The organism is Nostoc sp. DedQUE02 (assembly GCF_034531035.1).
Lineage (GTDB): Bacteria > Cyanobacteriota > Cyanobacteriia > Cyanobacteriales > Nostocaceae > Nostoc.
The window spans coordinates 31,576-56,408 of sequence record NZ_JAVRBY020000008.1 but is presented as its reverse complement, the minus strand read 5'-3'; the positions used below and the strand labels follow the sequence as shown (position 1 = coordinate 56,408).

The window sequence follows — 24,833 nt, the reverse complement described above, 5'->3', positions numbered from 1 at the left end:
GGAAATTTTAACCTCAGAAGCCGGAGTAGGGAGTGGAGATGAGGGGCAGGGGGAGCAGAGGGAGCAGGGGAGGCAGGGGAAGAAGAATTATTTATTGATTAATCTACCAATGACCAATGCCCTATTCCCTACCCTATTATGGTCGCTGAATAATCGTTTCTAATACGCGACGCTTGGCTTTCGGGTCAATACCAATTAAGCGTACATATTCCCCTTCGTATTCGCCGAGGTGTGCTTCTATGGCTGCGATCGCTTCTCTTTCTGAGGAGGCTTGAATTTGACCGGTACTAGTCCAGGAACCTGTACGGAACCGTCGTTGATCTACGTGTTCAATGCTAATTTTCGAGCCGCTAGCCAATAATTGCCGGAGTTGATCTACTACTTCTGAACTCAAGCGGGTAGCTGTTGCTGTAGCTCTTGCTGTGGCAGAGGGTGCTGCATTACTAGTAAATGATTTTTGGCTGCCAGAGGAGGCTACTTGACCATTTGGACGTTGGATAATGGTCTCTAATACCCGCCGTTTGGCTTTCGGGTCGATACCGATTAAGCGTACATATTCCCCTTCGTATTCGCCGAGTTGTCCTTCTACGGCGGCGATCGCTTCTCTTTCTGAGGAGGCTTGAATTTGACCGGTACTAGTCCAGGAACCAGTTCGGAAGCGGCGCTCATCTACGTGTTCGAGGCTAATTTTCGAGCCACTAGCCAATAAATGCCGGAGTTGGTCTACTACTTCACTACTCAAGCGGTTACTGCTTGCTGTTCCCGTACTAGAGGGTGCTGCACTAGTAGTAAATGATTTCTGACTACCAGAGGAAGCTACTTGACCATTTGGACGTTGGATAATAGTCTCTAATACCCGCCGTTTTGCTTTGGTATCAATGCCGATTAAACGCACATACTCGCCTGGATGGCTTGCTATACATTCTTCCAAGGCGGAGATTACTTGATTTGTGGAACTTGCTTCAATTGGCTTGCAACTAGTCCAAGAACCTGTGCGGAAGCGACGCTCATCGACGTGTTCCATACCAATTTTGTAACCACTTGCCAATAAGTGGCGGATTTGTTCTAGAGTGTCGCCACTGACTTTGCCACTGCTAGAACCGTTACCGTTACCATTACTGCTGTAGCTGCCATTGCTATAACTACTAGTCGGAGCTTTAAAGCTAGTAGCTGGTTTGGCATCATCATTGGGACGTTGGATGATGGCTTCTAGCACACGCCGTCTATCTTTGTCAATACCAAACAGTCGGACATACTCGCCGCTATGCTCATTTACACAGCTTTCTAATGCTGCGATCGCTTCACCGATTGATCTTGGTTCAATTGGCTGACAACTAGTCCAAGAACCTGTGCGGAACCGTCTTTGGTCTACATGTTCCGTACCAATTTTATACCCTTGCTGTAATAAATACCGCAACTGATCTATTGTTTCTGCACCCAAGCTATTGCTCGCCACGTCACTACTCCTTTCCAACTCTAAAACAGTAATACCATTACCTGTATAAGATTTAGCGTTTTCATCCCGAATGGGTGCTATACATTTAGTATCCGCAGCACAGAGATAACCAGCTCGTAATGCCTGATTAATCCCAACCACATGATGAGCAAATTCCTTATCTTGATCTTGCACATCTGGCAAGCGGTCAGCTTGCTGTTGGCTGGTAATTATCGCTCCCGAAGGTACATACTTACCAGAGGGAATCTCTACGTCTTGAATTAAAGCGTGCATCATCACGATGCAACCTGCACCCACTCTGGCATTAAACACTGTCGAGCGAAAGCCAATGAAGGAGTTATCCCCTACATAGGCTGGCCCGTGAATTAGAGCCATGTGGGTAATGCAAGCGTTTTTACCAATCCATACTGAGTATTTATTTTGGTCATCACCAATTACTCGGCCTTGCTCCAACCCATGAATCACAACACCATCTTGAATATTGGTGTTTTCACCAAGATAAAAAGGTGTGCCTTCATCCGCTCTAATCGTAGTCCCCGGAGCAACGATTACATTTGCACCTATTCGTACATCCCCAATTAAATTGGAGAATGAATGTACAAAGGCAGTTTTATGGATTTTGGGTTCAGCTAAATTCCTTGACCACGGGGTTGGGGGTGCCGCCGTGCTGCGGACTGCCATCGCGAGATTCCTCCTCTATTATCATTTGTCAGTTGTCATTTGTCAGTTGTCATTTGTCGACAGCTAATGACTAATGACCAATGACTAATGACTATCAATATTGATCTTTTTTGCTGTAAATAAGGCGATCTTCAACGTAAATAGTATCTATGATCGCCACCACTGCTGCATCCAATGGGCGCTGTTCATTGCCAACAACTTGACGAGCGGCACTACCACGAGTGATGAGTACCCACTCATCTACTCCTGCTCCTACAATATCTGCTGCTACTTCATACTCTGGTAGGATATTGCCGTTTTCATCTACTAATTGTAACAACAGTAGTTTTACACCTCTAAGAGTTGGCTCTTTTTGGGTGCTAACTACTGTGCCGCGAACTTTGGCAATTTGCATTACAAATTACGGTCTTCTACCGAAAGGACGAATTGCATTCACATTTTCCCGGAATTGCTCTACATCTTCGGTATAACGAATTGGGAGGACGTATTCCAAGTTTTCATGAGGACGAGCAATGATATGAGTCGAAAGTACTTGTCCACCGTTGACTCGCTTTACAGATTCAACACCTGCGGCTACAGAAGCTTGCACTTCCGAAACGTCACCCCGAACAATTACTGTAACCCGACCACTACCGATTTTTTCATAACCGACTAAAGTGACACGAGCAGCTTTCACCATTGCATCAGCAGCTTCCACCACTGCTGGAAAGCCTAGCGTTTCAACCATTCCTACTGCAATTGACATTAGTTTTAATCCCTATTTCAAAGTTTTTAGCTTGGACAAAAGCGATGCTCTTTTCAGGCAAAGAGCGTTAATTACTTTCTTTAAACAGCTTTTAAGTACGGAATTGTTCTACCGCTTCTGTGTAACGTATCGGCAAGACGTATTCCAGGTTTTCGTGAGGACGAGCAATGATATGAGTGGATAACACTTCACCACCAAAGACTCTTTTCGCCGCTTCAACTCCTGCTGCTACAGAAGCTTGCACTTCCGATACATCTCCCCGAACAATCACGGTGACACGAGCGCTACCAATTTTCTCATAGCCTACTAAAGTGACACGGGCGGCTTTCACCATCGCATCAGCAGCTTCCACCACTGCTGGAAAGCCCTTCGTTTCAATCATCCCAACTGCAATTGGCATCGCAGAACTCCTACAAAATGAATCTAATCAGTACTGTTGCTTGAAATTTTTGACGGGGAGGGCTTTATCTTAAGAGCTAAGAAAACACTTCCAAATTAAGCATAGGAAAGCTTGGCGTCCCTGGCAATATAAATTACTATAATAGTTTATGATAAGAAAGTTTTAAAAAACTTAACAAAAATTTATCTGTGCTTCTAGGCAATTAAAGTTCACTGATTCCTAGAGCAGCCACTTATGCTTTATAATTTCTTTATTACATTGACAAAACGACATTCATAAGCAAGGCTAATCCTATCTGCCGAGGGATAAGCATAGGCTGTATCTTATACTGTATCTATCTTTCGTCAAAGATTGACCCATGTGGAAGGACTAGATGAAATATATATAATTTTTTTAAATATATCGTATAAAGTACTTTGCTCAAAGTAGAAATAAAAATGTAAAAAGGTCGGTGATGTTAAGGCAAGTAAATGCTTTTGCTTATGTAAAGTTATATTTTACTTATGTTGAATAGGGTAAAGTTAAGTAAAAATACTTTTGATAATTTAGTTGAAATAATTAGTAAAAAACATTGGGATTTTGGTAGATTAATTTTATAAAGTAAATAATTAGTTTTAAAGTTTTTTTAAAATCAAGGTTGAGTCGTCAAGGGAAATTTAAATGGATCAATTTCTATTTTCAACAAGTTGGTTTGTGCCTTTTTATAGCTTATTGGGTGCAATTTTGACCTTGCCGTGGGGAATAGGAATAATTCAGCGAACTGGGCCAAGACCTGCGGCATACTTCAATTTGTTGACGACAGTTTTAGCTTTTGCCCATAGCCTATTCCTATTTAAAAGTATCTGGGATAGAGAACCAATAAACTTACTAGTCAATTGGTTCAAAGCTGCGGATTTAGATTTGTCTGTTGCCTTAGAACTCTCGCCAGTCAGTATTGGGGCAACAGTTTTAATTACAGGGTTAAGCTTACTAGCACAAGTTTACGCTCTGGGTTACATGGAAAAGGACTGGTCGTTGGCACGTTTTTTTGCGTTGCTGGGATTTTTTGAAGCAGCGTTGAGTGGTTTAGCAATCAGTGATTCTTTGTTTCTCAGCTATGCCCTTTTGGAAGTCCTGACGCTTTCGACTTACTTGTTGGTGGGGTTCTGGTATGCTCAACCCCTAGTAGTGACGGCGGCGCGAGATGCTTTTTGGACTAAACGGGTGGGAGACTTGTTGCTGCTGATGTCTGTAGTGACACTTTCTACTTTAGCTGGGAGTTTGAACTTTTCAGATTTATATGAGTGGGCGCAAACAGCTAATTTAAGCCCAATGACCTCAACATTGCTGGGTTTGGCCTTAATTGCTGGGCCTGCTGGTAAATGCGCCCAATTTCCACTGCACCTGTGGTTAGATGAGGCAATGGAAGGGCCCAATCCCGCCTCAGTAATGCGGAACTCGCTGGTAGTAGCGGGTGGTGCGTATTTACTGTATAAATTTCAACCATTGTTAGCTCTATCACCAGTTGCCTTAAATGCCTTGGTAGTCATGGGCACTGTAACGGCGATTGGGGCGACATTAGTATCCATAGCTCAAATTGACATTAAGCGATCGCTATCTCATTCTACCAGTGCATACATGGGGTTAGTGTTTTTGGCGGTGGGGTTACAGCAAGGGGGTGTAGCCTTGATGTTGCTGTTAGCCCATGCGATCGCCAAAGCGTTATTATTTATGAGTTCTGGTTCAGTCATCTTGACTACCCAAAGCCAAGACTTAACAGAAATGGGCGGTTTGTGGTCACGGATGCCAGCCACCACCACTGCCTTTGTAGTCGGTTCAGCCGGGATGGTAACACTACTACCACTAGGAAGCTTTTGGGCAATGCTAGCATGGGCTGACGGTTTTGTGAATATTAGCCCTTGGGTAATTGGGGTTTTAATATTGGTCAATGGTTTGACAGCATTAAATTTGACGAGAGTATTTAGATTAGTCTTCTGGGGTAAACCGCAACAAAAAACTCGTCGCACGCCAGAAGTTGGTTGGCAGATGGCCTTGCCGATGGTGTTTCTGACAGTGCTGACTCTGCTTTTACCACTGATGCTACAGCAATGGTATTTACTACCCGATTGGGAAAGTATTAATTGGTATGTGGCTTTAGCGTTGTTTGGATCTACCGTGGTAGGCGTAGGTGTAGGATGTACAGTTTATCTGCACAAAGCTTGGTCAAGATCCAGAATCTTGGCGTGGAGATTTCTGCAAGACCTATTAGGTTATGATTTTTATATTGACCGAGTTTATCTTGTAACCGTGGTAAGTGTAGTGGCGCTGCTATCTAAAATTTCAGCTTGGAGCGATCGCTACTTGGTTGACGGGTTAGTAAACTTGGTTGGGTTTGCAACAATTTTTGGCGGACAAACTTTAAAATACAGCATTTCTGGGCAATCTCAGGGCTATATGTTGACCATCCTAGCAGTTGTCAGCGTGCTGGGTTTTTTCATCAGCTGGTCATTGGGTTTATTAGATAAATTGCCTTTTTAAGCGAGTTAGGAGTTAGAAATTATTATTCTTCCCCTGCCCCTGCTTCCCCTGCTTCCCTTACCTGAATTCCGTCTATGCTTAGTGTTTTGATTCTAGTGCCGTTAATCGGCGCAGCTTTAATTGGTTTCTCACCGTCTGGCATCAGTGGGAAATTCGCCCGTGGGGTGGCTTTGGTCTTTGCCAGTATCGCTTTATTGTGGACAATTGTACTAGCAATTCAGTTCCATCCAGGAGAAATTACTCAACAGTTTGCCGAATCTCTCCCTTGGGTAGATGTTTTAGGCTTGAATTATAATCTGGGAATAGATGGTTTATCTTTGCCGTTGCTGGTTTTAAATGGATTGTTAACTGCCATTGCCATCTACAGTAGCGATGAATCCCTACAGCGTCCGAAATTTTATTACTCTTTGATACTATTATTAAGCGCTGGGGTAACAGGAGCCTTTCTGGCACAGGATTTACTGCTATTTTTCCTATTTTACGAATTGGAACTGATTCCCCTATATTTGTTGATAGCTATTTGGGGTGGCGAGAAACGGGGTTATGCTGCGACCAAATTTCTCATTTATACAGCCGTTTCGGGAATCCTGATTTTAGCAAGTTTTCTCGGCATGGTTTGGCTGAGTGGTTCCTCTAGCTTTGCACTAGCAACCTTGAATACAACAACTTTACCTCTAGCAACACAGCTTTTACTGCTAGCGGGAATTTTGCTCGGTTTTGGGATTAAAATTCCCTTAGTTCCCTTCCATACTTGGTTGCCAGATGCTCACGTTGAAGCTTCTACACCCATTTCCGTGCTATTGGCTGGGGTGTTATTGAAGTTGGGAACCTACGGCTTACTGCGGTTTGGGATGAACTTGTTACCAGAAGCTTGGAATTATCTGGCTCCTTGGTTAGCAACTTGGGCAGTAGTAAGTGTATTGTATGGTTCATCCTGTGCGATCGCCCAAACCGATATGAAAAAAATGGTGGCGTACAGTTCCATTGGACACATGGGTTATGTGCTTTTAGCGGCGGCGGCGGCTACACCTTTAAGTGTGTTGGGTGCTGTAATGCAAATGATTAGCCACGGCTTGATTTCCGCAATGCTGTTTTTGCTGGTAGGGGTTGTGTATAAAAAAGCCGGAAGCCGAGATTTAGAAGTTCTTCAAGGATTGCTGAACCCAGAACGGGGTATGCCGGTCATCGGTAGCTTGATGATTGTCGGAGTCATGGCCAGTGCTGGCATACCGGGAATGCTAGGTTTTATTTCCGAATTCGTAGTTTATCGGGGAAGTTTTCCAGTTTTTCCAGTGCAAACACTGCTGTGCATGATTGGTACAGGTTTAACAGCAGTTTACTTCTTAATACTCGTCAACCGTGCCTTTTTTGGCCGCCTGTCTGCACAAGTTATCAACTTACCGCGTGTGTATTGGAGCGATCGCATCCCAGCTGCAATTTTAGCAGTGTTGATTGTGATTTTCGGCATTCAACCTGGTTGGTTAGCGCGCTGGACTGAACCCACAATTACAGCAATGGTGAATACCCAAAACGTAGTAGCAACAGTGTCTTTGGATAAAACAATGGGGACTAGGGATTAGGGACTTAGGGACTAAGGACTGGGGAAAAGTTTTCCCAATGCCCCATGCCCAATGACGGCAGTTGACGGCAGTTGTTCCACTTGGTTCGCGAGTCCGGTCTTGTTGTTTCAACAAAGAGGAACTCGCGAACCCGAAGGGGGAGACCCCTGCGTACCCGTCACTGCCTCCTCCACTTGGGGAGACCCCTGCGTACCCGTCACTGCCTCCCCAATGCCCAATGCCCCAATCCCTAAACTTTTTGGAGAAATGGTAATGGTAACTATTAAAAAGAAAGCTACTCCCAATCCCTTAGCTGAGTATATTGAACGTCTGCAAAAAGGAGAGGCATTACTCCTCGATACTCCAGAAAATGTGCTGGAAGTTGTTGGTATTCTTAAAAGCTATGGTGTAGTTTTAGATGCCTACTCAAAAAATCTTAATTATATTGCCGAGCATCAGTTTTTAATATTTTTCCCATTTTTTAAATACTTTAACGGAGAAATTTCTTTTCAAAAATTACTCCGTCACTGGTGGCATAACCGAATTAATTTTGAATATGCCGAGTATTGCATGAAAGGGATGATGTGGCACGGTGGCGGTGGACTAGATGCGTATTTAGATACAGAAGAATTTCAAGAAAGAGCGCAAGCCGTTATTGCAGCAAAATTTAAAAATAATCCCTTAATTTTGGGTATTAACCAACTGTTTCCAGATTTTTTAACAGAACAGTTGCGTGTCTCTGCTTACTACACCGGTTTAGGTCAATTCTGGCGAGTCATGGCTGATATGTTCCTCAACTTATCAGACCGCTACGACCAAGGCGAAATCAAATCGATTGCCCAAGTTGTAGACCACATTAAAACAGGGTTAGTGGCAAATGCATCAAACCCAATTACCTACGTCGTCAAAATACGAGGTAAGGTCTATGAAATCATTCCTAAAAGCGTTGGTTTGACCTTTTTAGCAGATACAGCAATACCTTATGTAGAAGCAGTATTCTTCCGGGGAACTCCTTTCCAGGGTACAGTTTCATATAACGCTCAAGGATATCAAATTCCCCCAGATCAAACCCGATTTCAATATGGCGCATTGTATGCCGATCCTTTGCCCATCGGTGGCGCGGGTATTCCTCCCACCTTGTTGATGCAGGATATGCGTCATTATCTTCCAGAATATTTGCACGAAATTTATCGTCGCAGTCTTCGGGGTGAAGATGATTTGCGAGTCCAAATTTGCATGAGTTTCCAAAAATCGATGTTTTGCGTGACGACAGCAACGATTTTGGGACTGATGCCTCATCCTTTGGATACTAAAGATCCAAATGAGCAAAAAGGTAATCAAGTTTATTTAGAGAAGTGGATGAGTCGGTTACAAACTTCGCGGTTGCTGGATGTGAATAAGTAACTGAATTGAATACAGACAAATTTCAGATGCTTCTCAATCGCTATAAAAATCTTCGTCTAATTCAGCGACTTGACCCAGTGCAAGATCATTGCCGGATTTATTACTTGATGAATGGCTATGAGTTTCCTTGTGATATGATGCGATCGCTCGAAATTTTTGATGCGAACTTATTGCGTTGCTAGTATTTATAAGTTGCTGAATCAGACAGGAGAATTTATATCAGGTTCGCTTAAACACTTATGATAGCGATGATCGAAAATTTGCGCGATCGCCCCCTTAAACCAAATACTTAAACCTCTGGCTCAACGCCGAGCGATCGCAATTGAGCAGTTAAGCGATGGGCTTTTTCGTCGCCAGTTAACAACAAATTACCTTGCAAATCCCACCAACGCAACCAGGGTAATTGCACGTTTTGATAAACTCCATGCCAAATACCTAACTCAACTCCCAAAGGAGCAATAGTATAATGTCCCCGTTCATTTGCTGTTAATAACTGATATTTTCCTCCCATTAATTCATAAACTTCTACACTGGCTTTATTCACTTCATAAATGCCATAATAAGCCGGATGAATTACTTGCTCGTAAATCCAAAATTTGCCTTGGAAAGGGGTTTTGTCTCGTTCCTCATTACCATCCCCAGAGACAAATTCCAAGGCAATCAAAGGGGCAATAAATTCTCGCCACAGTACATAAGACCTCCGCGTTTGTCCATCGAGCAAGGGCGGTACATTTGGTACATAAAACCAATCTGGTGCTTCTGCACCTTTTTCTAGTGGATCTGTCAACCGCCAGTAAATACCTAAGTCCTGACCGATACAATATTGACCATCAGGATGTAATTGTTTGAGGACGGGTGTAATTGAGTCAGTCAGTAAAATGCTTTGGGGATGCTCTTGCCAATTCTTCACGAAAGTACCATTAGACTCTGGTAGCTGCGTATGGTCGGGGAAAGGAGTCAGGGCGGCGGATGGGTCGGTTGCAGAGGTCATAATACTACCTTTGCAGGAATAAGGGTTGTTTTTTAGTTTAGCAGTGGAAAGGGAGATGAGGCGATCGCTTACTACTCGCTAAATAATGCCAGTGCTTGATTGATCGCAGACTTATTTAGTAAGAAGCAGGAATAGCGATCGCCTAGTTGTTAAAACTTTATGTATATAGTTTATTCATAAGCTTTTACCAAGCTGCAAAAGGTAATTAAGTTGCAGTGAAGCTTTCTAATTAAAGTTTTTTCAGAGCATACTTTCCTTTTTAACTGTTTTTTGATACCGATTAAAGCTGAGGTTTTATAGAACAATTTGCTCACGCTCCTTGTCTCATTAAGCCTGATTTTGTGCAGTTTTACAAAGAAGTAGCGTTAACTGTCTTCTTAACTGTCTTATCTGTCATTGCATTTTATTGACGATGGCCAGAAAATATAACCGTGGCACTAACAAACATTAGTCAATAATGCAATTATCTTAATCCTTTTTATTGTTTGGGAGGGGAAAATAGTGAGTTCATTCAATCAAAGCCAAAGCCAAAGCCATATCTTAACACAAGGTCAAGGCATTTCTCTGTCTGGCAATCCCATTCAAACTGAAAATTTTTTTATTCAAAAAACCCAACGCAACGGAGGAAAAATTCGTTTCAAAATTCGTTATTCTGCTGAAATACAGGGTTTCTGTCTGCTGGAAGTTTTTTTGATGAGAGCAGAGAATGGAACACAAATTGCTAATATGACCATCCCTAATGGTGGTTTGACAGTTAATTTTCAAGAACAAGAGCAAGAATTTAGTATTTGGGAGCCAGGAGATTATTACTTTTTGTTTAAAATGTCTTCCAATAATGGAAAGTTTTATATTGAGAATTATCAACTTTATTGGTCAGCTAGTTAATTATTTTTCGTTACAAATACCAAAATCAGCAGCTTGGAACTACACAAAATAAAAGCATAATTCGTCAGATTTAGAATTAATCTCATCTTGACTTGATTAGTCCTTCAACCCAGAGAATCTCAAAGAGCTAAATCTACGTTTTGTCTCACCTCCCCGTAGACGAAGAGGTGATTAATCGGAGTCTGTCTGACGTATTTCCCCCATTGTTCACGTAGCATCTGCGAACAGGAAAAGCAACTCGCTTGTAGGGTGTAGAGTATCTAATAGTTTTTTCTCAAGCACGTTTTTGCAATGAATCATATTCAAATTCAGTAACGCCTAGTTGTTTTTTAAAGTAGGCACGGTAGAGTTCACAACGCGGTAAGATGCGATCGCCTTCATAAGCGATCAACCCTAAACTTTCGAGCTTATGAGCGTCAATGGGATTCAAGGCAACGCTTTGCTTTGTGTTCACAACTTCAATATATGCCTTTACCAAACTAGGATTTTCTTGTAAGATTGCCCAATGTCGCCATAAGTGATAACGATAGATACCGCCGTTAGCGATCGCATCCTGTATTAGTTCTTCTAAGGTCATTCCTTGACAGCATAGATAATACAGAGCAATCCGAATCAGTGCTGGATGTCCCCCAACGAGAGACATCAATTGGGTAACTTCGTTACTAGAGTTCCAGTCTAAACCGTGGCGTTGAGCTAAATATTTTACTTGTTCTTCAATAAATTCTGGCAGATGAATTGGGAGTCCGATATTAAATGGGGAGCGGTTGATATCCAGAGACACATATACTTCTGTGGAGTAAACGACCACTAGCCTTAGTTTCTGCAAATTGCTATGTTGGCGTGCTTCTTCATACCAAGAACGCAACAAACCAAAGAACTCCTGAGCAATTTCAGGATATTCAAAAAAGCGGTCAACCTCATTTAACACTAAAACTACTGGATTTTGACTCTGCTTGAGCAAATAAGATTGCAAATATAAACTGCAACTCAACTTACAGCCTATTTCCTCATCCCATTTGTCATTTAACTTCGGGTCTATGCCTAATTCTGTTGCAATTTGCCAGCAAAGAGAACGCAAAAGCTTGTTTAAGTCTGTTAAACAACTTGAATCGATTTGGTTGCAATTGACGTTCACCGAACGATAACCTTGCATCTGGGCAAAGGCTAACAGCCGCAGCACAAGAGAAGTTTTTCCCATCTCTCTTGGGGCGCGAATCCGAATCACACAGCCTGGTTGAATCACTTCTCGATAAACAAGTTCCTCAATCGGGGGACGTTCGACATAAAAGGGGGAATCTAAAGCTACGGGGCCATCTGGGTATGACCACAGATTTTCGAGTTGGTTATGCTGCTGAGTAGCAAATAAATCTAAGGGTAAAGACGGCGATATTTTTAGTTTTTTTGTATCCAAAAAAACTAAATAATCTTGAGAGCTTTCAGTATGATTCGGTTCATTGACGATCGCATAGTCTTCCCTGTTTAATTCTAGGTTAAAGGCGCTAAAACACAATTTCAGAGTTTTTTGATCCACGCCTGTATTCAACGACCATAATCGGTTTAGAGTTTTGGTAGAAACATTCATGCGATCGCCTAAATCTTCTAAAGTAAAGCGATGTCCATTGTTTTGTACCTTTTCCATAGCCAGAATCGCCGCTTGTAAACGCTTCAACCCAGCGATCGTTAAGACAAGTCCCCGCTTTCTCGTGCTTTTAGATTGCTTCATATCGCTAATTATCTATCTGCCTTTTTTCTTTACCGTCTTAGCTGTCTCCTCATTGTTTCATGTTTTTAAACACTTATTCAACAGTTACTTAGCTGCTCTTATGATGCAACTTAATTAGTAAAAAAATATACTTAGTTATTTCGTAAGAGTTAGATGGCTGGGTATAAACAAACATAACTATATTGATTTTCATTTGTCTTCCCACTACAGAAAGCAGTTGACGCTTCTGCATCAAGTGTCTTCGACTTGCAAATAACAAATGACAAGCCTCAATAGTTAACTTTATTTGTACCGATTTACTCAGTATTACTAAAAATTATTTGTTATCTGTTGTTCATCTGGATTTTGCAGTGCATCTGATGAAATTAATTATGTTATGGGACTCATATTTGATTTTTGAAAAAAATTCGGTATATTTTAATCTTCTGAAATCCTCTTGCCTACTAAGCCAAGTGATTTCAGTAATCAAACCGGATTCTTATACGCCTCGCCCGAAATCCTTGATAGGCATAATACACATCTTGCAAAAGTTACAAATGCCAAGATGTTGGGGAAAGGTTACTGGGTTTGGGAAAATTCCATCCTTTCCCCTTTACCCCACAATGCCAAGAAGTCTAATTCATGAATTGTGTTTACAAATACAATAAGCAGTAAGGGCGCATAGTTAGCTATGCACCCTTACTAAAAACCGATATTTTAGGCAACTGAGAAATCCTACAATCTATCATCAGGAAGAGTGAGCGCGTTACCCAAGTATTAGGGACTTCCAAGAAAGAAATTAGGAGAGCAGGGGAGCACGGGAGCAAGGGAGAGTTCAATGTGCCTTGTTCAATCCCCTCTGCCCCTTTGCCCCTCTGCACAATATCCCCTCAAGCTTGTGAGAAATGCGGGTATATTAACGCATTTAGCGCCCAACTATATTTTTGCCTGCCTGGGCTGCACTTTCCCCTACGTCATTAGCAGTTTCCTGAGCGCCTTCTACATACCCCGACCCAAATTCTTTTAAGGCTTCTCCTGACTGTTGTCCAATCTTCTGAAGTCGCTCGCCAGGAGAACCTTCTGTTTCACGAGCATCTTTAAACCACTGCCCTACTGTTTTCGGTCTTTGAGCATCATTCTGCTCTACCTGTTCCTTAACTCTCTCTTTTAAGCCTTTGTCATTTTGCCCATCACTAACATTCGTCGTCAGCACTAGAAAACCAACTAAGACAACAGCCAAAAAGGATTTTACCTGAAGTCCTTTAAGTAAGGAACTGATATGACCAATCGTCCTAGAAATCAAATTTATCATGCCAATTAGCTTGTTTTTAGAGTACAAATAAACATTACCGATAAAAAAGTAATTATCCTTCTAGCAAAAGGCATATCTCAGGTATGAAAAATATTGAATGAAACTATGCCAATCATCTACAACCAAATCAACTAAATCAAACCATTAGACACAGGAGTGAAAACGAATCAAACGTAGCACTACTACGTCTCCACAAGGGTTCTGGATAACGCATATTTAATTTCATCAGATGTATATTAACTACAATATTTAATCACCCACAATATTTTTCATGTATTGCTTGCTTTTGACATCACCTAAGCGAGAGAAATTGGTGTAATTGCTTTTGCTACTATACAAAACCACAGCGAATCGCTGAAAATCGGTTTGTGGTTGGCTAGATTGCTGTATCCTATGCTAAATAAAAAATCAAGGTGATTTTTGTCAACCTGGCGAAAGAGTGAGAATTAGACAAAAAAGCTGATTTTCTATTGGACTAACGCTTTAAAGACCATTAGAAACAATTGACGATGTAAAAAACGGTTGAGATTAAGATAAATTTCCCTAATTTATCCGAAAAAAACAATTAATTGCTTAATAACAGCTTTTTTAGAAGTCTTACTCTTTGTTCATAAATAATGCTTGAGATTACTTTGGCTGTTAAATGTAGCACTAAATACATTTTTAATGCTACATTTGGTTTTTAATACAGGTAGAAGTAAAAAACATATATCTTTAGTTGTAAAAATTATCTATCTTAAGATACAAATGCTTAATGGATAATTTCTCAAGAGTTACTAATAACAATCAATAGTCACACGACTTTTAAGCTAGTTCACTGTGACAGAAGTTTGCCTACCTTTAACAAGTTGCTCAATCAGCTTGTGTAGTTAATTGAAGTGGTAGCTGAGTTTATGCTGGGCTGTACTAGAGGCATTATTTATCTGACAAAGTGAATTTATATCGTAATCCCTAAATATTTGCAGGGCTTACAGACGAAAAACTACTCGACATTTTTCCTTAACACGAGAACTGCTTCAAGTGGAAAGCCAAAGGATGAAATACTGGATAACGAAATTAGCAATCTGTATAGTATTAGTGTATGGCTTGTTGCTATCAAATGATTACGCAGGCGCAAACCAACTTTCAAATATTTCTAATATTGATGTCCAGCAATTAAATTCACGCCCAGAAGTTGAAAAATTAGCAAGTGCTGAAAATAGTCTTGCTGAGATTAGAAAGAAAAATTTTTGTCGATTTAATGGTAATTTTAATAAAATAGATAAATTAGAGGGACTCTTCACACTTTATTGCAGTGAAGATTCGGGAAAAGTTTTTTTAGAACTTCAGCCAGAGCAGCTAAATAAAGATTACCTAGCTATAGTTACATTGGAATCAGGAGTTGGAGAAAGTGGGATTTATAGTGGATTACCTCTCTCTGATTTTCTTTTCTACTTCCGACGAGTAAATAATAGATTGCATTTTGTTGTACGTAATGTTAAATTCCGTACAGGAAGTAGACCAGAACAGCGATCGCTTGCTCGTTCATTTAGCGATTCAGTTCTTTCTTCACTGCAAATAGCGACTATTGATCCAAATAGTCAAAATATTCTGATCGACCTGAATGAACTGCTAATGCAGGATTTTCCAGGATTAACTTCTCTATTGAAATACTCTTTGCAGGCTGATTATCGCTTAGATGCACGCAAGTCATATTTTGGTGATGTTAACAGCTTTCCAGAAAACGTAGAGATTGATTCGATTTACGGTTTTTCATCACTAGAAGGATCGAATTTAGTCACCGTACCCGATAGCAGGGCACTCACTCTGAAGGTACACTACAGTTTTTCTCAACTTACAGAAAACAATGGTTATATTCCCAGACTTGCCGATGACAGAGTAGGATATTTTGTTACTGCTTTCCAAGATTTTTCTAACAATAATCCTCACGAATCATTTGGACGTTACATCAATCGCTGGCATTTGGAACCATCCGATCCTAACGCTCCCTTATCTCCACCCAAAAAACCGATTGTGTATTGGATTGAAAATGCTGTACCCCTAGAGTACCGCCAAGCAATTCGTGAAGGAGTTTTGATGTGGAACAAAGCATTTGAAAAAGCCGGATTTCAAAATGCCGTTGAAGTGCAGCAAATGCCAGATGATGCTGATTGGAAACCAGCAGATGTACATTACAACACTATTCGCTGGTTCAATTCTTTGGATGCAGGTTTTGCCAGAGGGCCGATGCGCGTCAACCCATTCACCGGAGAAATATTGGATGCAGATATCATAGTGGATGCCAGCATGGTGCGTTTAATTCAGCAAGAATATCGCGCACTGATGGAGGAAAATTCATCACCGAGTACAAACTCATGTCAAGAAAAGGCAGGAGAACATAAGGATGCGAGGAAATTCGTGGATAAGGATAGATTCTTTGCGTTATCTTCCTCTGCTCTTTTCTCCTCTGAGTTCTGCTATGGTGTGGAGTCTTCAAATCAAGCAGCTATAGGGGCGCTGGCGTTGTCAATTTTGCCAAACGCTACACCCAGTAGTGAAACGATGAAGGAGTATGTGCATCAATATTTGCGTTCTCTGATTGCTCACGAAGTCGGGCATACTCTGGGTTTGCGCCACAACTTTCATGGCAGCACTATGTTAGCGCCCCAAGAATTAAATAATACTGAAATAACTCACACCAAAGGTTTAGTGGGTTCGGTGATGGACTATCTACCCGTGAATATAGCCCCACAAGGAGTACAGCAAGGTGACTATTTCCCTGGAGTTATTGGGCCTTATGATGAATGGGCTATTGAGTATGGTTATAAAAGAAACCCATCAGCAGCACTAGAGACGATTATTCCCGAATCAGAAAAAAGTTTTTTGGAGCAGATTGCCCTAGCCTCGCCTCAACCAGAATTATCTTACGCAACTGATGAAGATATTTGGGACATCAATCCTTTGGCAAATGTCTGGGACATGAGTAGTGATGTGCTACTTTATTCGCAGTGGCAAATGGATAATGCTCGTTTTATGTGGCAACGCCTTGACAAGGGCTATTTATCGAAAGGAGAAAGCTATAGTAACCTGCGCCTTAAATTCAATAGAGTACTTAAATATTATTTTCGGAATGCCACCTTGCTTTCTAAATACATTGGTGGACAATCGTTTCGCCGTCTTCATACTAGTGATGATGCTGCTTGGACATTTGTACCAGTTTCAGTTTTAAAACAACGTCAGGCGTTGACAAAGCTGCAAAAGTATGTATTTGCTGAGGATGCTTTCAGCTTTTCGCCACAATTACTCAATCAACTGGCACCGTCGCGTTGGGAACACTGGGGTAGTTCTGCACCTAATAACCGCCTTGATTATCCAATTCACGATCGCATTTTGAATTTTCAAAGTGCGATATTGCGATCGCTATTAGACAGCGATCGCTTGAATCGTTTACAAGATATAGAATTAAAAACTCTGCCTGGGGAAGCGCTTTCCATGCCAGAATTGTTCGATACCCTGCAAACAGGCATTTGGGCAGAAGTTTTCGCTCCCGGAGAACCAAAGCCAATTTCTAGCATCCGCCGTTCATTGCAACGGGAATATCTAAATATTTTGCTACAGATGATGTTGGGTACTACTAATACACCTGAAGATGGTCGGACATTGGCTTGGTATGAATTGCGCCAACTGCAAAAAGCCATTGATGTTAGACTCAAACAACTAGGTGAAAGCCTTGATATTTACACCTTAGCTCACTTAGAAGCTTCTGGCGATCGCATTACGAAAGCATTAAATGCACAGTTACTTTCTAAGTAGCCACGATCCTCCTAAATGTACATAGCAAAGTAGTCCTCATAAATTTCAGTATTAGTTGATAGGGTTTTTTCTACTTTTTCACGATCTACATCAATCACCAAACTCGTGCCATTACTGAGACTTGCTTCCGGCATGAAATCGCCACAGTATTCATTTGCAGGTACGGCTTCGTTCATCTTTTTGGGATAGCTCAAACCCAGATGGCTCATGATGGCGATAAATTGATCGCGGCTGCGATTGGCAAATCGGGGATTGAGGCGTTTTTCTTCACCAATAGTGGAAACAGTTTGCCCTTTGTAGTCATGGGCGGGATAAACCAGGGTTTCCTCTGGGAGAGTAAATAACTGTTGCGTCACTGTGTCGTACAGAGTACCCGCATCGCCCGATTGAAAGTCTGTGCGTCCACAGCCACGAATCAATAAGGCATCCCCCGTTAACAAATGGGTATTGTTGACTAAATAAGCCAAATGGCTGTCAGTGTGCCCTGGTGTTGCGATCGCCTCAATCCGCACCGCCCCCACGATTAAGGTTTCGCGATCGGCAAGGGAGTGATCCGCAGACCTAGCAGTGGCATTTTGGGGCACGATCACCTGACAACCCGTTTGCTGTCTCAGTTTGCCAGCACCAGTGATATGATCAGCATGGATGTGAGTTTCCAAACAGTAGCAAAGACTCAACCCCAATTCATCCAGCACTTGTAAATCACGGTCAACCTGCTCCAATACTGTATCTACCAGCACCGCATCTTTAGTCTGACTGTCCGCAATCAGATAGGTGTAGGTGCTAGATTCCGGGTCAAAGAATTGGCGAAACAATAGCGTTGACTGGGGTATGGCGGGTCGAAGGTCGCCGTAATTTTGTTCAGTGGCGCGAGAAATGGGCGAAACGGGGCGCACCCGCACCGGTAGCGACTGCAATACAGTTGTCGCCAATGCCTGGGCCTGCTCACGCAGTTCGGGAACCGCGATCGTTTCCCACAAATTGCCTTTGCGGGGAGTGCCCAAGGTATAGAGTAGGCTTGAACGTTTGCTCTGAGCATCTAATACAGCACCATCGGGGGTAGTATCCAAACCCAAGCCAATATCGTTAGGGCGGATCAATCCCTGGGTACGTAAATTGGCAATTAGGGGTTGGGGCGATCGCTGATAATTTGCCTGTACCCCGGTGCAATTCACCACGCGGCTAACTTGCAACACCTGATTCCTTTGCGTTTGGCGCTGGCGAACGGTCACTGCTACCGCATCAACTGCCGCCTGATAGCCTTGAATGCGCCCTGCGGTAATAGTTAGTTGCCCAGAATCCAGCATTGCCTGGACAATCTTGCCAATTTTGGGGGCAATTCGATGGCGATGTACATCCCAATAAGGGGTAACATGGCGCAAAAGCCGTTTTTGCTCCACGCGGGGCAGTTGTTGCCACAGTTGCTGGGTGATGGGACGCAGGGAATCAATCACCGATCGCCAGTTGTAGCCCTGCACTGCTGCCGTTTGCACCTCACTGCGAATGCGCCGCAGCAAGCCGCGAACTGTTTTCGGCGCGGTGTCTGGGGTCAAAAAGGCGGGGTAGGGTTTGGTCGATTGATGCGGTAGCGGAGACAAGCCCCGGCGAGATACGGCATAAATTTTGCCCCGATGGTTGCGATCGTGGAGTGATACCACCATATCCACCATCGTCAGTCCAGTGCCAATCAGCAATACAGGCGCATCAGGCTCAAGCTCTGCCAACGCCTCGGCTGACCAGGCATGACGCAGGTAGGGGGTGTCATTGTCCTCAGAGGGTTGCGATCCAGGAGGGGCGGAAGGTGCGTTTCCCAGTGCCAGCACAATTTTGTCTGCCACGAAAGTACGGCTGCTACTCAAGGAGACGATTGCACCTTTGGCTTGTGGCTCCACTGCCACCACCTCATCGATGACGCGCTCTAGCCGGACGTTACTCGATGCCGTGGCTTCAGCTTCCTCCAAAATCGACTGAATATAAAGCCCGAATATCTGACGGGGAATAAAGCTGCTGGCATTTAGGTCACTGGGCAGAAATGCCCCTAACTCACTGCGGTTATAGTTTAACCAGCGCAGCAGATGACTAGGATCGTCGGGAAAGGCACTCATCTTGCCTGCGGATACATTCAGCAAATGGCTGATGGTGTCCGTACTGTAGGCGACTCCCTTGCCAATGTCGTGACTGCGCTCAATCAGTTTAATCAATAGGGGGCGGTTGGCAGTTTTTAACAGGTGAGCCGCTACTAAAGAACCACTAAAGCCAGCACCAACAAGCGCGATCGTGGTGGTTGAAGGATGTGCTATCAGGACATTAGAATGCATCACGGTGCTAAATAGAGTGTATGGTGACTGCTTTGGCTAATTTAAATACTATATACCGATCGGTTTTTTGGTCTATAATTCCAATCGTTGTCTATTGTAACTAGATTATTTAGCTGGACTATGAAAATCTTCCCTAATTCTTAAAGATACTGCTGCAATAGACCAATAAAAACTTCTGGTATTTCTAAATGAGGTAATATTCCGGCATCTGCGATCGCACAAAAATCTGGAATTGCCCTTGGATTTAGATTTGCCAAACGTTGTCCTAATTTGATATTGGTAAATTGTGCCTTTTCTCCCCAAAAAATAACGGTGGGAACTGTTAGTTGTTGAATATATAAACTCAAGTCAAAGTAAAGATCGCCCCGCAAAAATGCCAAAGCCGCAAATTTGGCATTAGGTTGTTGTGCAGAGGTTAAATAAGCCTCCACCATCTCTTGGGATACACGTTGTGACTTAGCAAAGAGAAAACTTTGTAAAAAATTTCGGACTGCAATTTCATTTTCAGCACCAAGTATGTAAATAAAATTGTCCAACAGAGGCGCATTGATTACCGAAAGCGGAAGTCTGCGTCCAGCGCCCTGTCCAAAATCATCAAATCCAGAGGGGGAAACCAAAAATAGTGCTTTGAATAAATTGGGTTGAACAATGGCTAGGCGGATAGCAAAAGCGGCTGTAAGAGACGAGGCTACCACCGTCACAGGTTGGCGACAAGTTTGGATGACAAACTCTGCGATCGTGCTGAGATAATCCCTAATTTTATAATCCCGCACTGGATGAGCCGATTCTCCCCAGCCGATGAGATCGGGGGCTAAAATGCGGTAATTAGAGGCAAAAGCCGGGTAAACTTTAGACCATTCATAAGCAGATGCTCCACCACCAAAGTTATGCAAAAACAGTAGTGGGGGTAAATCTTCAGTATCAGCAATCGTCCAAGGTGCATTTGTTTGGGTATAGTAAACTATTGCCCCCAAGGATGTATGGATGACTTTATGTCCAAAGCCAGGAGGTTGAAACTGAAGCATAAAATTAAAAAGTTTAGTTTAAGTTTAAATAAGAGCCTGAAACTTTCTTCTCTGTAAACTCGAACAGCGTGTTGCTTGCTTCCCTCTAAGGGTATAACTTTGAATTTTGGTTAGTGTAGTGTAAAGCCTTCTCTGCGAGAGGCAACGCCTTCGGCATGGCTTCGCTTAGAGCGAGTCCGCGAGCGTCATTTTGAATTGTTAACCTTACTTTTTGTCAGCATCTCCTGTGATTTGCACAAGTTGATGGAGGTTATCACCACTGATTTGATATGCTCCTCCAAAACCAACTACAAAACGACCTTCACTTGGAGTTAGCCGAAAAATCCGAAAGTCAGACAAGCCACGCAAAACCTCAACAATTTCACCAAATCGCCCTTGAAATTGCTCAACAATTTGATTCCAATTGTCAGTTTCACGCTCGATCAAAGTTGCCATACAATCAAAACTCAAACGACGACGGGCAAAAATTAGATTACTTTTAGCTTCATCCTCGATAAACAAGACACTAACATGAGGATTAGCATAAAGATTTTTGGTATGAGTCGAAAGACCACTGACGTAAATGTAGATATTTTTAGAATCATCCATTACAAAGGGAGCATAACTAGCATTGGGTATTGCCTGTGCGCTCACGGTGCTAATGATTACACTCTCAAATGCTTCAGGGAACTTTTCGTACTCAGCTTGAATATTTTCAAGTTGACTCATAAGTAAATTACCACGCTTATTAGGAACACCTAATTAAGTATCTTAACGTGATTAAGAGATGTCTACGATGGGCTACAGCTATGGATGGAATACCCAAAAAATAAAAGCGATCGCTCCCTTTAACTAAAAGAGCGATCGCTAATTTTTGGATTACAGAATACAGCTTAAGCAGCAACAGGTTCTAACAATTTAATGTTAGAGAAGATAAATTCCTGAGTAGAAAATTCTCCTGCTGTTTCGGTGCGAATCTCCCGACGATTTAGGATGAAATAGTCACCAACTTTTTCATACTCATCAATAAATTCGCTTCTACCGCCTTTTTGTTCCCCAGTTTTGGGGTCATGGTACACAGAGTCATAGCGGTGAGACAGGTAGCCTTCTCCGGTATCGTGACTGCTGAAGGTGTCAATGGTGACGTAAGTACCGTGGATTAGACGGTGAACATGACAGACTTCATTATTGCGGACTTTGTATTTATCGCCCTCAGCCTTACCACCCATTAAAAGCTCAACCGCACCAGTTTCGTCAGTTTTACCATAACTAAAGGTATTGGCGCTGTGGGTTTCTTCAAAGCTGCGGCGGACGCGGTGAATTGCTATCTCCCAGGCTTGACCATGAATTGCTTTCTGGGCTGATTCATCATCTACATCCAAAACTTCGGCTTTCAGATTGGCACTGATGATAACTTTGCCTGTAAACACTTTATCGTCATGCTTAAAGGTAATATTTGCGGTATAACCGGGAAAATTCTTGTCCCAAGTATAGCGGTTTTCATAAGCAGCCCGGAAAAGTTCCTGAGCAGAGAGTTGTGTAACTGTCATGTGCTTCTCCTAGTCGCTACTGTAATTAGCGTTTTAGTTTCCTTGGTATTAGCATAGAAGTAATTGTTGAGGCTTGGATAGTCCCCAACTGGGTACACTTATGGCTAATTCTCTACACGCTGTATTTCATGCGATCGCTAATGTCCAGAATGAGCAAGAGTTAAGACTCGCTCTCACGGATCAAATTAGCGAGCATTTTGGCGTGCAAAATTGGGGTATTTATCTTCTAGATGAGCAGCCAACCACTGAGATTAATGTTCCAGGTATTCCGGCAGTATGCTTAGAAAGCAATCCAGTCGGGCGCTACGTGGTTGAGCGTCATGCTCCCGCCCACGAACAGTTATTATTATCGCCAGGAGACTGGAAGCATTTTTGTTCGCGTTCCGACCACGAACACGTGATGACTGGGCCAATTGTTTGCGATGGTCGTCTGGTCGGAACCCTTAACTTGGCTCGTGACAAGGGAAATCCTGCCTTTAATGGCAACGATTTAGCTGACTTGAGCGCTTTATGCATTCATTTGTCAGCAAAAATGGCAACCCTACGGACAAAACCCAAAATATCCAATTCCCTTTTAGTTAGTCCTTTAACAGCGCGTGAGTTAGAAATTGCCGATTTGGTGGCACAGGGGTTAACAAATGCGGAAATTGGAGAAAAACTTTGGATTACGCAAAATTCCGTCAAACAAGCTTTGAAGAGGATGTTTCGGAAGTTGAAGGTTTCAGCGCGTGCTGAAATGGTGGCAAAGCTACAAGACATACAAGTTTCTTGAAGGAGGCAGGGGCAGGAGGCAGAGGTGCAAAGGGGCAGAGGGGCAGAGGGGAAAACTTACTGCAACTTCTCCTGTGCTCCCTTGCTCCCCTGCTCCCATACTCCCCTGCCTTCTTTTCTAAAGACTCTAACTAGTGGTAATCTAAGATTATTGAACCCAATTAAATAAAAACTTTTGTTTTTGACAGTTTTCTTTTTTGGACAATAGTAATATTAAGTCGTGAATAAAGTCTTTGACAATTAAGACTTAGTTATGGTTTAAGTAAGTTATAGAGAACTTGGTTAGTTTTTTAACAGGAGAAGTAGGGTGCTTAACAACCTTCATCAGTTATTATCTCCCCGGAAGTGGGGAATTCCCCTCGCGGGCTTAGGCTTACTTCTCGGTTTGGGCTTTATATTCAACAAGCAAACTCAAGTAATATCATTTACAGATTCTCGATTATCATCGGCTCAAATTCACAAAACCTCCGAAAACTCTCTTTTGTCGCAGCTGAGAAAAGTTAGAGAGCAGAGAAGTCAACTTAATGCGGCTTCTGGAGGCGGAAAAACAATACCTACAATCACAGCGTTGGTTCCAGGCGATCAGGGAGCTACAAAAAGCGCAAGAGTTTTACCAAAAGCAGATTTTCCTGTAAAAGATGGGATTTACCTCTATGGTCAATCCCCAAACGCAAACCAACTTGGTCAAGGTTATATCATATTTCAAAAGCAGCAAGCCAAGGTAACGGGTGCTTTGTATATGCCGCAATCAGAGTTTAATTGTTTTCAGGGTACGATCAACCCATCAGGAGAGTTGGCAATGACGGTTAATAGTTCGTCAAATGAAGCCAACTCTAATCAATCGAATCAGGTAGCTACAAGCAATAGACTGCCCAAAATTAATGATGATGAGTCAAATTCTTATGCTTACTCACTGGCTCTGCAAGACTTTTATCGTTTAAATTCTATCACTGCTAGCGATCGCCGCACGTTGCAAATGTGCAAATAATCTCCAACATCTTGATGATGAATGATGAATTTTTAGCGTAAACCTTAAATGGTACAGATCCCTGCTAAAGCCCTGACTATAAGTGAATTCCTGGATCTGCCAGAGACAGAACCTGCTAGTGAATACATTGATGGACGTATTATCCAGAAACCGATGCCGCAAGGAGAACACAGATTCAACTTGCAATTGCAGGTAACAGATGTGCATTTACCCAGATTGTCATACGACCAAAAAAATCAGGCGTTGCATAATTGCGGGATGATTTTGCAAGTTATAAAATCTCCCCCCCTGCTCCCGAAGCACCCCCTGCCTCCCCTGCCTGCCTAAATTCATCCCTCTGTTCTGCAACGCCAAAAATCAAACCCTCATGCATCGCACAGATTTGCAATAGATCATCCAGGCTTTACAGTTATCCGAAATGCACCGACGTTATCTGAGTACCAAATAAGTGGAATTGATTCTTGAGGTATTTTGTAAAGACCACTACCATTGCTAGCTAGTTTATCAGAAGCTTTGACTAGAGCGGCAAAATACTCTTTTGAAGCATCAACTTCTGACAGTGGGTTAATAAAAAAAGAGTTGTGATCATGAAAACTCTTTCTCTTTGTCTTGGATCTGCATTTCTGAAAAATATAAAGGCAACAAAAGTAAAAACAAGCGCAACTAACGCAAGTATCCCAAAAAAACTTCCTGATTTTTCAATAATTGCAGGAATATTTTGTATAAGGCTATCCACATTACCTCTCTACAGAGATTAT

The 24,833-nt window shown here is 42.4% G+C and carries 19 protein-coding genes and 3 pseudogenes; 9 read left to right on the top strand and 13 right to left on the bottom strand.

The features are described from left to right. Window positions 1–136: 136 nt before the first annotated feature. The 5 genes and pseudogenes from RMX98_RS10130 to RMX98_RS10110 all read right to left on the bottom strand — a co-directional run. Window positions 137–382: pseudogene (locus RMX98_RS10130) on the bottom strand (ribulose bisphosphate carboxylase small subunit); the annotation flags it as partial. Between the two features lie 105 nt (window positions 383–487). Continuing rightward, window positions 488–2,137: pseudogene (locus tag RMX98_RS10125) on the bottom strand (ribulose bisphosphate carboxylase small subunit); the annotation flags it as partial. A 94-nt stretch (window positions 2,138–2,231) separates the two neighbouring features. Next, entirely contained in the window at window positions 2,232–2,531 is a 300-nt protein-coding gene (locus RMX98_RS10120; RefSeq protein WP_322673550.1) for a EutN/CcmL family microcompartment protein, read from the bottom strand. Between the two features lie 6 nt (window positions 2,532–2,537). Further along, window positions 2,538–2,882, bottom strand: coding sequence for a carbon dioxide-concentrating mechanism protein CcmK (locus RMX98_RS10115; protein ID WP_010995041.1), 345 nt, complete (start codon window positions 2,880–2,882; stop codon window positions 2,538–2,540). A gap of 91 nt (window positions 2,883–2,973) precedes the next feature. Further along, window positions 2,974–3,282 (bottom strand): carbon dioxide-concentrating mechanism protein CcmK, encoded by a 309-nt coding sequence (locus RMX98_RS10110; RefSeq protein WP_012410633.1) that lies wholly within the window; start codon window positions 3,280–3,282, stop codon window positions 2,974–2,976. A gap of 660 nt (window positions 3,283–3,942) precedes the next feature. Between RMX98_RS10110 and RMX98_RS10105 the strand changes: the two genes are divergently transcribed. The 4 genes from RMX98_RS10105 (at window position 3,943) to RMX98_RS10090 (ending at window position 8,944) form a co-directional block, all read left to right on the top strand. Further along, the gene (locus RMX98_RS10105; RefSeq protein WP_322680896.1) at window positions 3,943–5,799 is read left to right on the top strand and encodes an NAD(P)H-quinone oxidoreductase subunit F; all 1,857 of its coding nucleotides are present in this window, start codon (window positions 3,943–3,945) and stop codon (window positions 5,797–5,799) included. Window positions 5,800–5,873: 74 nt separating this feature from the next. Further along, window positions 5,874–7,379, top strand: a complete 1,506-nt coding sequence (locus tag RMX98_RS10100) for an NADH-quinone oxidoreductase subunit M (RefSeq protein ID WP_322680895.1) — start codon at window positions 5,874–5,876, stop codon at window positions 7,377–7,379. 252 nt (window positions 7,380–7,631) lie between these two features. Then, window positions 7,632–8,762 carry a CO2 hydration protein gene (locus tag RMX98_RS10095; RefSeq protein WP_322680894.1) on the top strand — a complete coding sequence of 377 codons (1,131 nt, stop codon included), beginning with the start codon at window positions 7,632–7,634 and terminating at the stop codon, window positions 8,760–8,762. A 5-nt stretch (window positions 8,763–8,767) separates the two neighbouring features. After that, window positions 8,768–8,944 (top strand): hypothetical protein, encoded by a 177-nt coding sequence (locus tag RMX98_RS10090; protein WP_322680893.1) that lies wholly within the window; start codon window positions 8,768–8,770, stop codon window positions 8,942–8,944. A 107-nt stretch (window positions 8,945–9,051) separates the two neighbouring features. On the opposite strand, the gene RMX98_RS10085 is transcribed toward RMX98_RS10090, so the two are convergent. Continuing rightward, complete coding sequence (locus RMX98_RS10085; RefSeq protein ID WP_322680892.1) at window positions 9,052–9,753, bottom strand: Uma2 family endonuclease; 702 nt, start codon at window positions 9,751–9,753, stop codon at window positions 9,052–9,054. Window positions 9,754–10,254: 501 nt separating this feature from the next. Here RMX98_RS10085 and RMX98_RS10080 point away from each other — a divergent pair. After that, window positions 10,255–10,638: a hypothetical protein gene (locus RMX98_RS10080; RefSeq protein ID WP_322680891.1), complete on the top strand. Its 384-nt coding sequence runs from the start codon at window positions 10,255–10,257 to the stop codon at window positions 10,636–10,638. A gap of 274 nt (window positions 10,639–10,912) precedes the next feature. On the opposite strand, the gene RMX98_RS10075 is transcribed toward RMX98_RS10080, so the two are convergent. Continuing rightward, window positions 10,913–12,361 (bottom strand): AAA-like domain-containing protein, encoded by a 1,449-nt coding sequence (locus RMX98_RS10075; RefSeq protein ID WP_322680890.1) that lies wholly within the window; start codon window positions 12,359–12,361, stop codon window positions 10,913–10,915. Between the two features lie 904 nt (window positions 12,362–13,265). Next, window positions 13,266–13,652 carry a hypothetical protein gene (locus RMX98_RS10070; RefSeq protein WP_322680889.1) on the bottom strand — a complete coding sequence of 129 codons (387 nt, stop codon included), beginning with the start codon at window positions 13,650–13,652 and terminating at the stop codon, window positions 13,266–13,268. A gap of 1,035 nt (window positions 13,653–14,687) precedes the next feature. Between RMX98_RS10070 and RMX98_RS10065 the strand changes: the two genes are divergently transcribed. Beyond that, a complete protein-coding gene (locus RMX98_RS10065; RefSeq protein ID WP_322680888.1) occupies window positions 14,688–17,444 on the top strand; it encodes a zinc-dependent metalloprotease in 2,757 nt (918 codons plus the stop codon). A gap of 11 nt (window positions 17,445–17,455) precedes the next feature. Here the strand turns inward: RMX98_RS10065 and RMX98_RS10060 are convergent, their stop codons facing one another. The 4 genes from RMX98_RS10060 to RMX98_RS10045 form a co-directional block, all read right to left on the bottom strand. Beyond that, window positions 17,456–19,762, bottom strand: a complete 2,307-nt coding sequence (locus RMX98_RS10060) for an FAD/NAD(P)-binding protein (RefSeq protein ID WP_322680887.1) — start codon at window positions 19,760–19,762, stop codon at window positions 17,456–17,458. A 140-nt stretch (window positions 19,763–19,902) separates the two neighbouring features. Continuing rightward, window positions 19,903–20,787, bottom strand: coding sequence for an alpha/beta hydrolase (locus RMX98_RS10055; protein WP_322680886.1), 885 nt, complete (start codon window positions 20,785–20,787; stop codon window positions 19,903–19,905). A gap of 204 nt (window positions 20,788–20,991) precedes the next feature. Next, the gene (locus RMX98_RS10050; protein WP_322680885.1) at window positions 20,992–21,495 is read right to left on the bottom strand and encodes a HugZ family protein; all 504 of its coding nucleotides are present in this window, start codon (window positions 21,493–21,495) and stop codon (window positions 20,992–20,994) included. 164 nt (window positions 21,496–21,659) lie between these two features. After that, complete coding sequence (locus RMX98_RS10045) at window positions 21,660–22,316, bottom strand: DUF3386 domain-containing protein (RefSeq protein WP_322680884.1); 657 nt, start codon at window positions 22,314–22,316, stop codon at window positions 21,660–21,662. A gap of 100 nt (window positions 22,317–22,416) precedes the next feature. On the opposite strand from RMX98_RS10045, the gene RMX98_RS10040 reads away from it, so the two are divergent. The 3 genes and pseudogenes from RMX98_RS10040 to RMX98_RS10030 form a co-directional block, all read left to right on the top strand. Beyond that, window positions 22,417–23,088 (top strand): LuxR C-terminal-related transcriptional regulator, encoded by a 672-nt coding sequence (locus tag RMX98_RS10040; protein WP_322680883.1) that lies wholly within the window; start codon window positions 22,417–22,419, stop codon window positions 23,086–23,088. A gap of 306 nt (window positions 23,089–23,394) precedes the next feature. After that, window positions 23,395–24,075 (top strand): hypothetical protein, encoded by a 681-nt coding sequence (locus tag RMX98_RS10035; protein WP_322680882.1) that lies wholly within the window; start codon window positions 23,395–23,397, stop codon window positions 24,073–24,075. A gap of 48 nt (window positions 24,076–24,123) precedes the next feature. Then, window positions 24,124–24,246, top strand: a pseudogene (locus RMX98_RS10030) (Uma2 family endonuclease); the annotation flags it as partial. Between the two features lie 346 nt (window positions 24,247–24,592). On the opposite strand, the gene RMX98_RS10025 reads toward RMX98_RS10030, so the two are convergent. Further along, entirely contained in the window at window positions 24,593–24,811 is a 219-nt protein-coding gene (locus tag RMX98_RS10025) for a hypothetical protein (protein WP_322680881.1), read from the bottom strand. Between the last annotated feature and the right edge of the window lie 22 nt (window positions 24,812–24,833).

Coding starts and splice junctions, on each gene's coding strand:
- RMX98_RS10120 (WP_322673550.1), bottom strand. CDS start 2,531: ATGCAAATTGCCAAAGTTCGCGGCACAGTAGTTAGCACCCAAAAAGAG.
- RMX98_RS10115 (WP_010995041.1), bottom strand. CDS start 2,882: ATGTCAATTGCAGTAGGAATGGTTGAAACGCTAGGCTTTCCAGCAGTG.
- RMX98_RS10110 (WP_012410633.1), bottom strand. CDS start 3,282: ATGCCAATTGCAGTTGGGATGATTGAAACGAAGGGCTTTCCAGCAGTG.
- RMX98_RS10105 (WP_322680896.1), top strand. CDS start 3,943: ATGGATCAATTTCTATTTTCAACAAGTTGGTTTGTGCCTTTTTATAGC.
- RMX98_RS10100 (WP_322680895.1), top strand. CDS start 5,874: ATGCTTAGTGTTTTGATTCTAGTGCCGTTAATCGGCGCAGCTTTAATT.
- RMX98_RS10095 (WP_322680894.1), top strand. CDS start 7,632: ATGGTAACTATTAAAAAGAAAGCTACTCCCAATCCCTTAGCTGAGTAT.
- RMX98_RS10085 (WP_322680892.1), bottom strand. CDS start 9,753: ATGACCTCTGCAACCGACCCATCCGCCGCCCTGACTCCTTTCCCCGAC.
- RMX98_RS10075 (WP_322680890.1), bottom strand. CDS start 12,361: ATGAAGCAATCTAAAAGCACGAGAAAGCGGGGACTTGTCTTAACGATC.
- RMX98_RS10070 (WP_322680889.1), bottom strand. CDS start 13,652: ATGATAAATTTGATTTCTAGGACGATTGGTCATATCAGTTCCTTACTT.
- RMX98_RS10065 (WP_322680888.1), top strand. CDS start 14,688: ATGAAATACTGGATAACGAAATTAGCAATCTGTATAGTATTAGTGTAT.
- RMX98_RS10060 (WP_322680887.1), bottom strand. CDS start 19,762: ATGCATTCTAATGTCCTGATAGCACATCCTTCAACCACCACGATCGCG.
- RMX98_RS10055 (WP_322680886.1), bottom strand. CDS start 20,787: ATGCTTCAGTTTCAACCTCCTGGCTTTGGACATAAAGTCATCCATACA.
- RMX98_RS10050 (WP_322680885.1), bottom strand. CDS start 21,495: ATGAGTCAACTTGAAAATATTCAAGCTGAGTACGAAAAGTTCCCTGAA.
- RMX98_RS10045 (WP_322680884.1), bottom strand. CDS start 22,316: ATGACAGTTACACAACTCTCTGCTCAGGAACTTTTCCGGGCTGCTTAT.
- RMX98_RS10040 (WP_322680883.1), top strand. CDS start 22,417: ATGGCTAATTCTCTACACGCTGTATTTCATGCGATCGCTAATGTCCAG.